This is a genomic window from Kurthia sp. 11kri321 (assembly GCF_001534765.1).
GTDB classification, from domain to species: domain Bacteria; phylum Bacillota; class Bacilli; order Bacillales_A; family Planococcaceae; genus Kurthia; species Kurthia gibsonii.
On the sequence record NZ_CP013217.1, the window covers coordinates 1,771,559 to 1,787,706 of the forward strand.

14 protein-coding genes are annotated in these 16,148 nt (G+C 36.3%); 7 read left to right on the forward strand and 7 right to left on the reverse strand.

Translation table 11 applies throughout. The features are described from left to right. Positions 1-647: 647 nt before the first annotated feature. Entirely contained in the window at positions 648-1,712 is a 1,065-nt protein-coding gene (locus tag ASO14_RS09085) for a CAP domain-containing protein (protein ID WP_068454042.1), read from the reverse strand. A gap of 50 nt (positions 1,713-1,762) precedes the next feature. Then, on the reverse strand, positions 1,763-2,233 hold the full coding sequence (gene folA / locus ASO14_RS09090; protein WP_068454045.1) for a type 3 dihydrofolate reductase: 471 nt from the start codon (positions 2,231-2,233) through the stop codon (positions 1,763-1,765). Between the two features lie 167 nt (positions 2,234-2,400). Here folA and ASO14_RS09095 point away from each other — a divergent pair, with 167 nt between their 5' ends. Continuing rightward, on the forward strand, positions 2,401-2,697 hold the full coding sequence (locus ASO14_RS09095; RefSeq protein WP_068454048.1) for an SLAP domain-containing protein: 297 nt from the start codon (positions 2,401-2,403) through the stop codon (positions 2,695-2,697). Between the two features lie 45 nt (positions 2,698-2,742). Here the strand turns inward: ASO14_RS09095 and ASO14_RS09100 are convergent, their stop codons facing one another. Together ASO14_RS09100 and ASO14_RS09105 are read right to left on the reverse strand one after the other, a co-directional pair. Next, a complete protein-coding gene (locus ASO14_RS09100) occupies positions 2,743-3,702 on the reverse strand; it encodes a thymidylate synthase (RefSeq protein WP_068454051.1) in 960 nt (319 codons plus the stop codon). Between the two features lie 85 nt (positions 3,703-3,787). Continuing rightward, on the reverse strand, positions 3,788-5,125 hold the full coding sequence (locus ASO14_RS09105) for a uracil-xanthine permease family protein (protein ID WP_068454054.1): 1,338 nt from the start codon (positions 5,123-5,125) through the stop codon (positions 3,788-3,790). 254 nt (positions 5,126-5,379) lie between these two features. Here ASO14_RS09105 and ASO14_RS09110 point away from each other — a divergent pair, with 254 nt between their 5' ends. The 3 genes from ASO14_RS09110 to ASO14_RS09120 all read left to right on the forward strand — a co-directional run bounded on the left by ASO14_RS09110 (position 5,380) and on the right by ASO14_RS09120 (position 9,284). Continuing rightward, positions 5,380-6,351, forward strand: coding sequence for an aromatic ring-hydroxylating oxygenase subunit alpha (locus tag ASO14_RS09110; RefSeq protein WP_068457436.1), 972 nt, complete (start codon positions 5,380-5,382; stop codon positions 6,349-6,351). Between the two features lie 807 nt (positions 6,352-7,158). Beyond that, positions 7,159-8,481, forward strand: coding sequence for an MFS transporter (locus ASO14_RS09115; RefSeq protein WP_082701438.1), 1,323 nt, complete (start codon positions 7,159-7,161; stop codon positions 8,479-8,481). A gap of 341 nt (positions 8,482-8,822) precedes the next feature. Continuing rightward, positions 8,823-9,284 carry a hypothetical protein gene (locus ASO14_RS09120; protein WP_068454057.1) on the forward strand — a complete coding sequence of 154 codons (462 nt, stop codon included), beginning with the start codon at positions 8,823-8,825 and terminating at the stop codon, positions 9,282-9,284. A gap of 81 nt (positions 9,285-9,365) precedes the next feature. Here the strand turns inward: ASO14_RS09120 and ASO14_RS09125 are convergent, their stop codons facing one another. Next, on the reverse strand, positions 9,366-10,661 hold the full coding sequence (locus ASO14_RS09125; protein ID WP_068454060.1) for a hypothetical protein: 1,296 nt from the start codon (positions 10,659-10,661) through the stop codon (positions 9,366-9,368). A 191-nt stretch (positions 10,662-10,852) separates the two neighbouring features. On the opposite strand from ASO14_RS09125, the gene ASO14_RS09130 reads away from it, so the two are divergent. The 3 genes from ASO14_RS09130 to ASO14_RS09140 all read left to right on the forward strand — a co-directional run bounded on the left by ASO14_RS09130 (position 10,853) and on the right by ASO14_RS09140 (position 13,161). Continuing rightward, positions 10,853-11,632 (forward strand): amino acid ABC transporter substrate-binding protein, encoded by a 780-nt coding sequence (locus tag ASO14_RS09130; RefSeq protein ID WP_068454063.1) that lies wholly within the window; start codon positions 10,853-10,855, stop codon positions 11,630-11,632. Between the two features lie 111 nt (positions 11,633-11,743). Next, positions 11,744-12,403 (forward strand): amino acid ABC transporter permease, encoded by a 660-nt coding sequence (locus tag ASO14_RS09135; protein WP_068454066.1) that lies wholly within the window; start codon positions 11,744-11,746, stop codon positions 12,401-12,403. 11 nt (positions 12,404-12,414) lie between these two features. Next, positions 12,415-13,161, forward strand: a complete 747-nt coding sequence (locus ASO14_RS09140) for an amino acid ABC transporter ATP-binding protein (protein ID WP_068454068.1) — start codon at positions 12,415-12,417, stop codon at positions 13,159-13,161. A gap of 58 nt (positions 13,162-13,219) precedes the next feature. On the opposite strand, the gene ASO14_RS09145 is transcribed toward ASO14_RS09140, so the two are convergent. Further along, positions 13,220-15,784, reverse strand: coding sequence for a YfhO family protein (locus ASO14_RS09145; RefSeq protein ID WP_156422363.1), 2,565 nt, complete (start codon positions 15,782-15,784; stop codon positions 13,220-13,222). Further along, a complete protein-coding gene (locus ASO14_RS09150; protein ID WP_068454075.1) occupies positions 15,765-16,148 on the reverse strand; it encodes a GtrA family protein in 384 nt (127 codons plus the stop codon). The genes ASO14_RS09145 and ASO14_RS09150 overlap by 20 nt, the downstream gene beginning before the upstream one ends.

Consider the following 16,148-nt stretch of genomic DNA (forward strand, 5'->3'; position numbering starts at 1 on the left):
CCTTAATTGCTCCCTTTCCGTACTTTCTTCAAGGCTTTTGAGTAATAGAAAGGGACTTGAATTGTCTACAATCGTGTGAAATCGAACATTCGACCGGCGAAACGGGACATTCGTTGAAGTGGTTGGGGCATTCGAGAACGAAATCGGGGCATTCGCTCGTTCAAATGGGTCACTCGCCCAAACAACCTAAATTGCTCCCTCTCCGCACTTTCTTCAAGGCTTTTGAGTAATAGAGAGGGACTTGAATTGTCTACAATCGTGTGAATTCGAACATTCGCCCAGCGAAATGGGTCACTCGTTGAAGGGGTTGGATCACTCGCACCTCGAAACGGGACATTCACTCGTTCAAACGGGTCACTCGAGAGCGAAAATGGGTCACTCGCCTAAACAACCTTAATTGCTTCCTTTCCGCACTTTCTTCAAGGCTTTTGAGTAATAGAAAGGGACTTGAATTGTCTACAATCATGTGAATTCGAACATTCGACCGGCGAAACGGGACATTCGTTGAAGTGGTTGGGGCATTCGAGAACGAAATCGGGTCATTCGCTCGTTCAAACGGGACATTCGAGGGCGAAAATGGGTCACTGCTCCTATCCATATCAAAAAGAGAAATCCCATACAAATGAGATTTCTCTTTTCTACTTATATTATTGCTGTGCAAAGACTTGCGTTGCGACAGAGCTATACCAACCAGTTGTCGGACTCTTCACTACGCCCACACCTACGCGATTGTAATTTTTATTGAGGATATTGGCTTTATGTCCTGGTGAGTTCATCCACATATTCATATATTGCGCTGCTGAACTCGCTCCTGCTGCAATATTTTCACCACTTGCCCAGTACCAGTAATTCCACTGATTTACGAGTGTATAATAAGGACCATATGTGCTTGTTGCATAATGTGAGAAGTAGCGATGTGTTATCATATCATATGCACGAAGTACGGCGATTTTTGATAATGTCTCATCTTTCACTAATGGTTGTGCGCCAACTTTAGCACGTTCTGCGTTCATAATCTTTAAAATTTCGTCTTGCTGTGCTTGAATTCCTTTTGATACAAAAGGATCGATATACGGTGGTGCTGTAATCCAACCGCTCGCAATTTTAATACGCTTATTTTTAATCGACGTACCTTCTACTTTTGAAATACCATATGTAGCTTTACCACTCGATGTTTTGGTAGAAGATGTTGCATAGACTGGCTTTGTTTCATGAATAAATACATAGTCCCCGACAAGACCTGTTTTAATCCAATGATTTGCTGATGTTTTATACCAGCCACCTGTTGATTTTTCAATCAACGATAGAGTCGTACCCGCTTTTTTCAGTGCATGACGACCATAACCACCTTTTACCGTGAAAGGTCTTGTATCTTCTTTTAGTTTATAACTTTTGGCTTTAACGATTACTTTTCTTTTTACTTTCAAAGTTTGTTTTTTTGAAATAGTAACTTGATACATATATGTGTATGTCCCAACTTTATTTGTGTTGGCTTTGCCTGTTATTTTAATTTTCTTTGTAAGGCTCTTACCTTTTGCATCAACAGCTGTTACACCTTTTTTTGGATCAAATGTACCTCCAAGTGTAATTGTTTTTGTTGTTGCCCCTTTAATTGCTGGCTTTGTTGCCGCTTGTGCAGCTGTACCAATTGTACATGTCATCAACATCGCAAATAGTACAACATATAGAACTTGCTTAAATGTGTTTCGCATCCTATTTCCTCCTACTAAAAAAACACTATACTACAATAGTAGTACAGTGCTTATCTTTTTTCATAAATTGTGTAACGGAAAGTAAAACCATTCGCTTCATGGTTTTCCGTTGTAGTCTTTTCTACCCAACCTTCATATGATGGGAAAAATGTATCGCCTTCAAATGAATGGTCGATTTTTGTAATGTATAGACGGTCTGCTAATGGCAATGCCTCTTTAAAGATTTGCTCGCCGCCAATCACCATCTGTTCTTCTGCATCTTTTGTCAGCTCAAGTGCTTCTTCTAAACTATGTACAATTTCTGCTCCTGCTGCTTCGTATGCCTTGTTACGTGTAATAATAATATTACGACGCCCCGGGAGTGGACGACCAATTGACTCAAATGTATTGCGTCCCATAATAATTGGTTTTCCCATTGTTTTTTCTTTGAAATACGCTAAATCGCCTGGTAAGTGCCACGGCATTTCATTATTCAGACCAATTACACGATTATTATCATGTGCTACAATTAAAGAAATCATCTCTTTACACCTCTCTTTCTATCTTTTCTATTCTAATAGAAGAAACACTGGATTTCACTCTTTTTCTCCATAATGAGTAATACATGCTAAAAATAGCAACTTTTCACACAATCTTCACTTTTGTTTTTCGATCTTTTTTGCTACTGTTAAAAAAAGGGAGTGAGTAAATGAAACTACTATTTGAACAAACTTGGGACAGAACCATTTCACATCAAGATCGCACATTAATTGAACAAATTTTCGAATATTGTAATAAGGATGTGTGCTATACACATATTCGAACAGCGATGAACCACAAGAATGAACAACTTGTCACATTACTTGTTCATAATACAACAGATTACACCATTACATTCCAAGAACGTTTTGTCCGCTTTGGTGATTTAGAGGGGATCTTTACGATTCCTAAACTAACTATTCCCCCTTACACGAGCATGCCCTGGACTTTCATTTTCAAATCATAACTAAAAAATCAGCTAGTATGCAGAACATCTAGCTGACTTTTTGTATTACACCGCGATTGGTGCTTTAATACTTGGGTGCGGATTATACCCCTCGATTTTTAAATCTTCCATTTCATAATCGAAAATAGATGCCTTTTCTTCATTTAATACAAGTGTTGGCAATTCGCGGTGTTCACGTGACATCTGTTCTTCCACTTGTGCTAGGTGGTTTTTATAGATGTGTGCATCACCTAAGGTATGAATGAACTCGCCTACTTCTAAACCACATTCTTTTGCGATTAAATGCGTTAATAGTGCATATGAAGCGATGTTGAATGGTACTCCTAAAAAAACATCTGCTGAGCGTTGATATAATTGGCACGATAATTTTCCGTCTGCTACATAGAACTGGAATAATGTATGACAAGGTGGCAATGCCATGTCATCTACTTCGGCTGGATTCCATGCACTCACAATATGGCGACGAGAGTTCGGATTTTCTTTAATTGACGTAATGACTTGTTTAATTTGGTCAATCGTTCCCCCATCTGCTGATGGCCATGAGCGCCACTGTTTACCATAAACAGGTCCTAAATCACCATATTTTTCAGCAAATGCCGCATCTTCTACAATACGTTCTTGGAATATACGCATCTGTTCCTCATAAACTGGCGCAAAATCTTCGTCTGTTACAGCACGACGTCCGAAATCTGTCATATCAGGTCCTGTGTATTCCTCGCTTGTCACCCATTTTTCAAATGCCCATTCATCCCAAATATGATTATTTTGTGCGATTAATGTACGAACATTCGTATCGCCCTTTAAAAACCATAATAACTCTGTCGCAATTAAGCGAAAAGCAGTACGTTTTGTTGTTAAAAGTGGAAAACCCTTTTGTAAGTCAAAGCGCATTTGATAACCGAATGTACTCCATGTACCTGTACCTGTACGGTCTCCTTTTGCATGACCTTCTTCTAATATATGTTGGCAAAGCGTTAAATACGCCTCATCTACGTGATTCTTCATTGTCATTCTCCTTAAAACTGTTTGTGTTTCATTATAACAAAACGAAAGGAACCGTACCATCCTTCATACGATTCCTTCCGTTACTTTATTCTGTAATAGCGTGTTTTGCTGCCTCTGCTTGATCCTCTTTTGAAGCTGGAATAATTAAGTTTAAAATTAGTACTGCGATTGCACCAACAGCTGTTCCTGATGATAAGATGTAATTCACGAAGTCAGGTACACTACTCATCACTTCTGCTGGAATCCCCATTGTACCAATTGTTAAAAGGATTGGAATCCCGATGACCATCATATTACGGTCATTAATTGTTACTTTTTGAATAACTTTTAAACCGTTCATGATAATCGCCACACAAACAATACCGAAAATAGCATTAATAACTGTCAGTGGTACACATGTAATAATTGTCGCTAATTTTGGCATTAAGCCTAGTAAGACTAAAATAATCCCTGCTGCAATGATTGCGCGTTTACTCGCTACTTTTGTAATTGCGATAATCCCTGCATTTGATGAATAACCTGTCATTGGTGTACCACCAGCGATTCCACCAACGAAACAGCCAAGACCTTCACCAACTGCTCCTTTATTTAAGCGTTTTTCATTCAACTTTTCGCCTGTTACGGTTGATACAACGAACCATGTACCTGTTGTCTCAATTAAGATAATGAAATAAATGAATACCATCGTTAAAACAGCTTGTAAATTAAACTCTGGTTTACCGAATGGGAATGCTGTCGGTAGAGAGAACCATTTCGCCTCTGCTACTTTCGCAAAACTAACTGAACCGAAGAATGATGCAACAATCGTTCCGACAATAATCGCAATAACAACAGACGTTAAACGGAAGAATGTACCTGAACCACTCGTTTTTCTACCTAATAACATCATAACAACTAAGACAATTGCTGTTACTGCCGATACGATTAAGTTTGTTTTTACATCGCCGTCATAAAGACTTGTAAAAGCTGTCGGCATTAATGAGATACCAACAATAACAATCACTGTCCCACCCACTAATGGTGGAATGATTTTCTTAACGGTTTTCGCAAATACTTTTAATGGATAACCAAGTAATGCAATTAACAATGCACCAGGTAATAATGCACCGAATACAGCTCCTAAACCTAATTTACCACCAATGGCTGCAAGGGCACCAACTGGAATGTATGATGGTCCTTGAACAACAGGTAGTTTTAGTCCCCCAACCGTTTGAATCAGTGTTGCAATCCCTGCTGCTAAAAAGCACATTTGTACGAAGAAAGATGTATCACTGCCTAATGCAAGTAAGCTCGCGATGATGATCGGTGCTATGTATAAATCCATGGCTAATACATGCTGTGTGCCAAGTAAAAACGCTCTCCCCCATCCAATCTTTTCATTCACCCCAATAAAATTGTTCGTGTTTTCCTTTGGATTCTCCACTTGAACTGCTCCTTTAATTTCAATTTACGTCTTAACAAGTTGTATGTACATCTTTTAAAATAAAGGGATTCGATTGTTCCCTTTCAAAACTATATTTGCATTATACAAACGTTTTTTTGAATTGTAAACACCAAAATACATACATTATTAAAATTTTAAACTTAAAATGTTCGTGTTTTATATTGACGACTCCTTTCTCTATCCTATAGAATAAAGCTATACCATTTAGCTAGTTAAGGAGTAGATGTACATTGATGAAAGATGAAGTTTTGCGTAACGATTGGATTGTCGTTTGCAAAGAGGAAGATGTAAAAGAACAGCCATTACAACAAATCGTACTTGGGGAACGTATTGTATTATTCCGTAACCGTAAAGGAATTCATGCATTCAAAGATTTATGCATTCATCGCGGGGCAGCATTATCGCTTGGTTGTGTAAAAGACGACCAATTAGTTTGTCCATATCATGGATGGCAATATGATGATGAAGGTCATTGTACGAAGATTCCACAATTACCTGAAGGCAAACAAATCTCGCAAAAAGCACAGGCATTCAAATATGGCTGTAAAGTAGCTTATGGCTTTGTATGGGTAAATTTAAATAATAATAACCCTGATTTCTTCCCATATGAAGAAGTTACGGGCGGTGAGTTCCGTAATGTATTATGGGGACCACAATCTGTGGAAGCAAAACCACCACGTATTGTAGAGAACTTCTTAGATGTTGGTCACTTAGCGTTCGTACATGAGGGCTATTTAGGTGTACAAGACAAACCTGTTATTGGTGATTATCGCGTAATTACAGAAGACGAACGTATTTACACAACACCAATTGATGTCTTCCAACCTGATCCAGATGGTTCTGGACAATCGAAGAACGTGTACTATACATATGAAGTATTACGTCCTTTAACCGTTCGTTTCACAAAAGAAGAACCAAATAACGGGACGAAGATGACAATCCTTCTAACAATCAAACCAGTTGAGGAATTAAAGTCGGTTGCTTACGGTATTTTGTCGTTCAATTATGAAACAGGACAAACAGATGAGGAGATTGTTGCTTTCCAAGATATGATCTTCGCACAAGATAAGCCAATTGTTGAAAATCAAAAACCTGAAGAACTACCACTTGATTTACAAGCTGAATTATCGCTAAAATTCGACAGATTAAGTATTGCATATCGCCAATACTTGAAAAAAACGGGCGTTACACTTGGCGTTGAATAATACTCATATCCAAATCGAGAACTAGAAAACAACTTACTTTACTACAAAAAGGAATGTAACAGCTGTTACATTCCTTTTTTCTGTTTTATAACATTTTTGATATGGAATATTTTATAAATTAAATGTATTTAATTGAGAATTTATTTAAAAAATACTCAAATTAGAGTAATTTTAAGATGAATTTTTTGTGCATATTTTTCAAAAAATATCCTTTTATTTATAAAAAAACCTTGTAATTTTTGGAAAAAAACGAGCGAAAAACGCTAAAAATAAAAAAATTTTTCACGAATTTAGGGGTTGATTTTTTAAAAGTTTTACACGTTATTATTTTCTTTCCCAGAAAGTCTCAAAAATCAATCTTTTATTATTATTCAATAAAAAGAATTTTTATTCATTTTCAATCATTCTTTTTTTAATTAATAATAATTCTTTTTCATCTATTTATCGAGCTTTTTCGACACTCTACTAACACATCTCTAAAAAACCCATTGTATTAAGGTTGAATATTTTAGCACTAAAATATTTTATTCTAAATTATGACAATACTTTTTTGACCTATTTCCCAACTACTTTTTTCTTTATAAATAGCGATTTACAGCCAATTCACAGTGTTGACACATTTCTAACCTTCCGTTAATATTTGTACAGCAAACAGCTGTTGCGGCACTTAAAAAAATAAAAAAGGTCTCTCAGTTTTAAAAATGATTCATTCATACATCATATTTTAGCTTTCATACTAAAAATCAAAATATCATTTTTTTAACATTTCACAAATTTAGGCAGAGACTATAGAAAGAGGTCCATCAAATGAAAACAAAGAAAAAACTTCATTACGCTTGGGTAATTTTAATTGGTGTAGCTCTAATGGTCGGTTTAACTAAAGCTGGTTTATCGACAATTGGTGGTTTATTCCTAACACCGATTACAACTGATTTAGGTATTGGTATGGGTAGCTTAACGCTATACTTCTCAATCGCTTCAATTGTAACGATGTTCTTCTTACCTTTAGCAGGTAAAATTATTGCGAAATATAATGTTCGCGTTGTATTAGTAGTAGCTATGCTATTACAAGCTGGTGGTTTTGCAGCATTCGGTTTAATGAACTCTGTATGGGGTTGGTACATTTTCTGTATCCCAATGTCAATCGGTTCTGTATTTTTAACACAAATCGCAGGTCCTGTTCTATTAAACAACTGGTTTAAAAAACATAATGGCTTAGCTTTAGGGATCATGGTAGCAACTGGTGGTATTATCGGTTCAATCTTACAACCTGCTGCTGGTAACTTAATCGCAGACGCTGGATGGCGTAACACTTACTTCATCTTAGCTGGTGGAGTTGCAGCAATCGTTATTCCAATTATCTTATTAACAATTCGTTTTGCACCAAAAGATAAAGGTTTACAACCATTAGGTGCTGAAGAAGTAACAGATGCACAAGGAAACAGTGAACCACAAGTAATCAGTGGCGTATCTTTCGCAAAAGCGAAAAAATCAACTGCGTTCATCGCGTTATTCTTGTTCTTCTTCATTATTACGTCAATCGCTTCATTCAGTCAGCATTTAGCACCGTTCGCTATGACAAATGACTACTCAATCAAATTCGCTGGTACTGCTCTTGGTATCATGCAACTTGGTATCGTAGTTGGCGCACTTTCATTCGGTATTTTAGCTGACAAAATTGGCGCTCGTAATACAGCAATTTTTGCAATGATTTTAGGTGTTGTACCAATTATCATTTTCTTATTAGTTCCACAAAGCCCTGCTATGTTCATCGTAGGTGTAACAATCTTCGGCTTTATAACATCTTCATTAGGTACATTAGGACCGCTATTAACTTCTTCATTATTTGGTATGAAGGATTATGCTCAAATCTACTCTCTAGCTGCAATTGGTCTTGCAGTAGCAGGGATCGTAGCATTACCAGCATACGGTTTCATGTTCCAATTAACAGGTTCTTATAACTCTGTACTATTCGTAGTACTTGCTTTATTAGTAATTAACATCTTCTTAATTATCTGGGCATTCGTTGGCAAGAAAAAATTACTTGCTCAAGGTGCTTGGGAAGAAGTGGCTGTTACACCAGAAGCTCCAAAAGAAGCAGCTGTTGCAGCAGAACCAAAAAACGCTTAATTCGTTTAAATAGGTAGAAACACATTTTACTCATGTTGTTTTTTATAAAAAAAGACGAGGACATAAACTGTTCTCAGTCATACAAAAAAAGAGATTGCCTAGGCAGTCTCTTTTTTGTATGACTTTTTATAAAATAGCGAGCAACTTATGCGTGGTATGCCAAATTTAATGGATTGCAAGGTAGAAGATGTTTACCTACAATATATATTTACTCTATTCAAACTACATCCCTTTTATTTTTACTAAAATTTACATTTATTAGAAAATAAGTTATCCTATTGAATAAAGAAGTCTTCGCTTACCTTAATAAATCAGAATTCTATCGAAATTGGAGGATCACGATGAAGAAAAACTACTCACGCTTGTCATTACTATTTACTTTTTTAAGCATTATAATTATTTTTATTGGTATTAAACAATCTTTCATCGTAGTATTTTTAGGAATTATTCTATTAATAGCTGCATTCATAATAAATACAATAGCAGTTGTTAAACGTGAACGTAGTAGCCTCATTTTCTGGTCACTTTTTATTGTATTTCTGTTCATATTACCATTTTCAAAACCCTCTAATGCTTCTTTCACTGATTGGTTAGCCGTTCAACATCAATTCGATTGCCAAGACAAAGCATGTGTATCGAATACAGAAGTTGAAAAAGTAGTGAATAGAAAGTCGGAAGATTATTTTTTCTTCAATAAAAAGAGTATTAAATTAGAAGATGAAAAAGGAAGGCTTTTTCTTATTGAAGGGATTGGCATTCTTGGTGGGTACACAACTCTTACATATAAACCTGTATTTGAATAATAACAATGAAACCATCAAAACATGTCATTTCGCAACAAAAAAGTCGGAACCGTACTGTAGTGTGGTTCCGACTTTTTTTATTTACTTCAATTCTTTTTTCATCAGATCATAACCACTCACATCATGCATAAGTTGTGTAATCAGCTGTTCTCTTGCTTCTTCATTAAATACTTCAATTTCTTCATTAGAATCATGTAGATAGTTTTTAGGCCATGATTTTTCGCGCTCTTTTTTTAATTGATTTAAAACAACTTGATTCAAAGCAATCTCTTTTTCTTCTGCATCTACTGCTTTATAAAAAGCTTCATCAAACAGGTACTGTGCTTCTGCCCACTTGCCTTTTGACTGTTGAATGGCTTGTCGAGCTACATCGATATAGATTTGTTCAGTTGGTGCTAAATCTGTCACTTGTACTACCTCGTAAGTTACACTGACTCCTTCTTCAGTATCTAATGTGATGGTTTGCCCCTCTTTCACAGATTCAAGGGTCGACCATTTACGCTCTAAATATTTCGGTAATAGTGCATCATCTTGTATTAGCGTTATCATCGTTCCGTCTTTTGCTTCTAGTCGAATTTTTTGATCATGCTTATTTAAATGGTTTGGTTGAAACTGCGCAACTGCTTCTATACGAATAAATGGTAGTAAATCATCAAACAGTGCTGGTTGCGTATTATAAAGTAAATTTAAGTGATAGGCTGATTCACTGAAAGGATGCACACCCTGTTCATAATATTGTTCTTGAAGCTTTGGCTGTTTTTTCATCCAATTTTTAACTAATGGAAAATAAAGTGCATGTTGGAACTGTTCTTCTTTTGAAATCTCATCCCACTCGCGTTTATTATACGCTTGAATCGATTCTTCACTCGCGTCTTTATATTCTCCGTCTTTATTAAAACCATCTTCATTAAAGCCTTGTCGATTATAACCATAGCGGTCATAACCATCTGCATCATACCCTGCTGCATCATAACCATAACGGTCGTATGGCGATTTAAAATGCGATGGTTTACCTTCATGTGTAGTACCTTCTTTATTTACACCTAAACGGTTAAAACCATCTGGATCATAACCTTCTCGGTCAATTCCGTTCCGGTTATAACCACGTCGATCATACCCTTCTTTGTCATACCCTTCTTCATTAAAGCCTTCTTTTCTCACATAACTTGCAATGGTCTTTTCAATTTGTTTCTGACTTTCTTCTATATATATGGTAAAACTCTTGTATTTAACCTGATACATCATAAAATCTTTTGCTAATGTATAATTTTTGGCTTGTTGTTCTGTACGTGTATACTCTTTGTTGTCTGCCGATTCTGTACAACCAGTTAATAGTAAAGTACCGCACAATAAACTAGCTGTAACGATTTTTTTCATACAATCCTCCTCTTTTTTGACTGTACGTTTACAGTAACAAAATGGTAGTTGGTTGTAAATGTAAATCCAAAAGTTCTTATTATTTTTCGTAAAAAGCTATTGTCTAATTTCGTCTTTTAATGTTATACTATATTCACTTACTAATACATTAGCACACTAAAGTGTTTACTTAAAAAAGGGAGCGAATAAATATGAAAAAGATGGGACTTATTTTTACGCTACTACTTGCTTTGTCAGTTGTTTTAGCAGGTTGTGGTACATCAAAAGCAGATAGCTCAGATAAAAAAGAATTGGTAATTGGTGTTGATGATCAATTTGCACCAATGGGATTCCGAGATGACAAAAATGAACTAGTTGGTTTCGATATCGACTATGCAAAAGCTGCAGCAAAAGAAATGGGTTACACAGCGAAATTCCAACCAATCGACTGGTCAACAAAAGAAGCTGAATTACAAAGTGGACGCATTGACTTAATCTGGAACGGTTATACAATTACAGATGAACGTAAACAAAAAGTATTATTCTCTAAACCTTACTTAGAAAATGCACAAGTAATCGTAACAAAAGCTGATTCACCAATTAAAAAATTAGCTGATTTAAAAGGTAAAAACATCGGTTTACAAGCACAATCTTCAGCTTCTGAAGCATTGAACGCAAACCCAATTAAAAAAGACGTGAAAAACGTGAGCGAATATAAAGATAACGTACTTGCACTAAACGATTTAAAATCAGGTCGTACAGACGCAGTCGTTATTGATGAAGTGGTTATTGATTACTACATGAAAAAAGAAAAAGGCACATACACATTACTTGAAGAATCTTTAGCACCTGAACAATACGGTATTGGTGTGAAAAAAGGTAATGAAGAATTATTAAACAAGTTACAAAAAGCACTTGATACAATGAATACAAATGGCGAAGCTGAAAAGATTTCAAAAGAATGGTTCGGTGAAAGTAAAGTATTAAAGTAAAAAGGTCGTAACACGTCGACAAGTGTGAGAAATTGACACTTGTCGACTTTTTGTGAACACGATACACTTACAAAGGAGCTTTTTACAAGAAATGAGGAGGACAATTTATTTATGAGCTTTGATTATTTTATGTCTGTACTAAAACCCATGCTGACAGGCGCTCAAATGACACTACTGTTATTCTTTATTACGATTATTTTGTCAATTCCACTTGGCTTCTTAGTCATGTTGGCACAAAAAAGTGCATTTAAGCCACTTGCATGGTTAGCGCATACATTCGTTTATGTTATGCGTGGTACACCGCTATTATTACAACTGATTGTTGTGTGTTTTGGTCTTCCTGTCATTCCAGGTATTGGCGAATATTTAGTATTGGATCGTTTCACAGCGGCAGGAATTGCATTCGTTTTAAACTATGCAGCTTACTTTGCTGAAATCTTTAGAGGTGGCGTATTATCAATTGATAAAGGTCAATACGAAGCAGCACAGGTACTTGGATTTAATAAATTCCAAACATTAACACGTATTGTCATTCCACAAATGTTCCGTATTGCCCTACCAGCACTTGCAAATGAGTCGATTACATTAATGAAAGATACAGCACTTCTATACGCAGTGGCAGTTCCTGAATTACTACACTATGCACAGACAGCTGTAAATCGTGATTTAAACTTCTTCCCATTCGTTATTGCGGGTGTCATCTATCTATTATTAACTGCAGTCTTAACATTCATCTTTAAACTACTCGAAAAGAAATTTTCATTTGAATAGGAGGGATTTTCATGGCTATTATTGAAATTAATCGTTTAAAAAAATCATTTGGTCAAAATGAAGTATTAAAAAGTATTACGTTCTCTGTTGAAAAGAATGAAGTTGTAGCAGTGATTGGCCCTTCTGGTTCAGGTAAAAGTACAATGCTCCGTAGTCTTGTACATTTAGAGAAAATTGATGGTGGTTCGATTGCCATTGACGGCGAATACCTTGCAAAAGATGGTCACTATCCGAAAGCAAAGGATATTCGTGCGATTACAGCGAAGACGGGTATGGTGTTCCAACATTTTAACCTCTTCCCACACTTAACGGTTCAAGAAAACTTAGAAATGGCACCTCGTCTTGTGAAAAAACAAGAGAAACAAGCGCTTCGCCAAAAGAGTAGCGAACTATTACAAAAAGTAGGTTTATCAGATAAGGCTGAGGCGATGCCAAATAGTCTATCAGGTGGTCAAAAGCAGCGTGTCGCCATTGCGCGCGCATTAATGATGAACCCTGAACTACTATTATTCGATGAACCGACTTCTGCACTAGACCCTGAATTAACAGGTGAAGTGTTAAAAGTAATGAAAGATTTAGCGCGTGAAGATATGACGATGATTGTCGTAACGCATGAGATGGCATTTGCGCGTGAAGTTGCCGATCGCGTGGTCTTTATGGCAGATGGTGAGATTGTAGAAGCAGGAACACCTGAAGAAATTTTCGACAATCCGCAACACGAACGAACAAAAGCTTTTTTAAGTAAGAATTATAAATAAAAATAACCCCTATCAAATTTATATACGATTTGATAGGGGTTATTTAATTTGTTTTCTTTTAACGACGTTGCCATTTCGGTATTTTTTGTCGTTGTCGCCATGAATAGATGAGGAATATAACCCATGTAATAACCGAAACCCATAAAGCATATGGCCAGTACGGTGGACGATAGTATAGTTCTACTTCGTGCTTCCCTTCTACCTTCATCGGTACACCAACAAAAGCATAGTTCACTTTTTCGACTGCTACTTTTTTTCCGTCTACTTTAGCATGCCATCCCTTTTCGTAAGGAATCGACGATACGAGTACATCGTCTTTTTTCACATTTACTTCACCTTTCGCCTCGCCGTGGTTCCACGAGACATCTGCTTCATTCTTTTTATTATAAGCTGCATTTAATGTTGTATAATCCTCATCATAAATCGCTACATCTTTTAAACGATACGTTCCCTTTGGTAATTCAATGAGTAATTGGTTTGAGGCATCAATCGCTAATGTAATATGATTATAGTTAGTACGGTAAATTGAATTTGACTTTTTCCTTGTTGTACGATACTCATTCGCTTCAATCGTAAAACCAGTATAATTTCGAATGCCCTCAATATACATTTGAACATACATTGTTTTAGCACCCATAATTGGTGCAAGACTGAATGCTACACGACCTTTATCTTGATTAATAATTAGTTCTTCACCATCCCAATGCCCACCTTGTACCGTATTGCTTAGAATCTTACGTTTTTTGACTTTCGGTGCTTTTTCCTTACCATCTGTCATAATAACGCCATCTAGCATTGCGTGTTCTTTCGCAAGAACCGGTGCATCGTCTAAATCAGACTGACGATACGTTTTTGTCGCAATACGAAATACAGGTAAATATTGGTCATTTTCGTAAATTTGCGTATTTTCATTTACCTTTACGAGACGGTAATTATATGGTACTGCTTCATTCGACTTTTCACGCATATAGAATTGAACTTGCTGCATCGCCATTAAGTTTGTACGATTACCAAGCGTTCCATAACGACTAACACTTTCACGTGCCATATCAATTTGCAAGTCACGTAAATACCATAATAGTAAATCTCCATTTAGAATACTGGAGTAAATACTCGTACCGCGGAAGTTTTGAACCATCGGTGTATTATTGCGATAAGGTACCATCCAATCAATGCGTGCATCTTTTGAAACTTTACGTTGTTGCATCCATTCGACTGCTTGTTGTTGCTCATTCGAATGATACGCTTCTGATGTGATAAAAGACTTCGTTGCAACACCTGTTTTTGTTAAATCTTCTGAAAAAATATTGGCTTCGATTATACTAAACACGAGAATACTTGCTGAAAACCAAATGAGTGGTGCACGATACCACTGTGTAATAGCGAAAATAACAAGCCATATAGCTGTGGTAATCAGTAATGGCACAGATGATTCATATTGTGGTATGAGCCATATAAAGAGACTCCATAGTGCTATGAAGCCAATGACTCCATAAACAATCGTACGATCTCGACGCCATTCTTCAAAATACTTAATAGCTACACCAAGCATCCCTGCAAAACTTAAGATAACAATCGATTCCCAGCGCTGTTGTGGTGCTGAAAAACCATTAAAGATACTGCCGATATATGGAATAAAGTGCGCAATGATTCCTACCCCTGCAAAAATTGCAAAGAAGCGGAATGTACGATGACGATATAACGGTTTGATAAAGAATAAAATAAAGATAAAAATCGGTAACCATAAAACACGCGGACTCATGATGATGGCGTCATTGATTTCAAAACCTTTGATTGGGTCTTGAAATGGCGGTCTCACATTATTTATAAATCCATAAGCAGCTGGTATAAACGCAAAACAAGCAAGAGCAAAGCTGATGATGCCACTTGCGATATATCGCTTTAACTGCTCAAAAGCGCTTCTTTCATTATCTGTTAGATGCATAAATTGACGCACGATCATGTAGATTACTGCGGTTAATAATACAACATAGGATAAATAAAAGTTACTAATCATCATGAGTGCTGCTGATAGTGTAAATACAAATAATGATTGTTTACGTATAATTCGCTCGACACCAATTAAAATAAGCGGTAACCAGAACATCGCATCCGTTAAAATATCCCAGTACATCTCATGTCGGAAGAAAAATGGACTTAGTGCATAAAAAACGGCACCAACATATGCCCCGCGAATGGATTGTAAGATTTGCTTTAAAAATATATACGCAACAAACATGATGACCGTTTGTTTAAATATGCTCATTGGTAAGACGAGCATCATCCAGTAATCAAAATCTGGCGTAAATTGAAAAAGAGTTGCAAATCCCCATGTGATTGCAACCCATGGTAAGAAAAAGAGATTCGTTGTGAAATAATAAGCGAGCGAACTAAAAAAATCGCCACCTAGTCCGAAATCAGCAGAATAGAAAAAACGTCCTTCTGCATATTGATTATAAATAAATTGTTTAAAAGGCAGCATTTGTGATAAGCCGTCATTAATCCCCTTCATTACAGTACCTTGTTGCCAGGTAATTATGTAAAAAAGATGTGCCAATAAAGAGATGATGAGCATGCTTATTAGCACAACTCCGTTGACCCTTCTACGCTTCTTTTGAAACACGGATAATCCTCCTTGTCACAACAAAAGTAATCGGAATACTAATTAATACTGTTGCAATCGGTGCAAAATAAGGTGATACAAACAGCCATTCCACAAATACAAACATACCAATCGTTTGAATGACGATATTCGTTACTTGTGTTAATGGAAAGAGTAAAAATGATTTCCATGATGGTTTTTCCTCATACGTAAAGTATACATTCATAAAATACGAACCAATCATACTGTTAAATGTCGCCACAATATGACTGAGGAGATAAGGCCATTCACATACTGTATAGAGTAGCAGATACCATAAGTAATAATGGCCCGTATTCAGAACACCTACAATGATAAATTTGATATATTCTTTTCTAGTATTCAT